The organism is Achromobacter sp. SIMBA_011 (assembly GCF_046535435.1).
Classification (GTDB): Bacteria; Pseudomonadota; Gammaproteobacteria; order Burkholderiales; family Burkholderiaceae_B; genus Achromobacter; species Achromobacter dolens.
Map to the genome: position 1 here is coordinate 1 of NZ_JAWRWN010000474.1, position 271 is coordinate 271.

The window sequence follows — 271 nt, forward strand, 5'->3', positions numbered from 1 at the left end:
GGAGCAGCCCCATTCGTGGAGCCCCACCCTTCAAACCCATCCAACCCCAAATCCCACCCTTGACACCCTATCTTTCGATATATATCTTTAGATATGTTTTCCGACACATAGGACACGATCATGCGACACACCCCTTTCGATGGCGACGCCCGCTGCCGCGGCCACGGCCATCATCCCGGCCTCGAGTGGTTCGCCAGCCTGCGGCACGCGATCGGCCGTCATCGCCGCGGCCACGATCCCTTCGGCGGCGGCCCGTTCGGCGGCCGTGGCG

Annotated in this window: 1 pseudogene; it reads left to right on the forward strand. The window is 63.5% G+C overall.

The features are described 5' to 3' along the window. Positions 1–120: 120 nt before the first annotated feature. A pseudogene (locus SB816_RS31770) lies at positions 121–271 on the forward strand (PadR family transcriptional regulator); the annotation flags it as partial.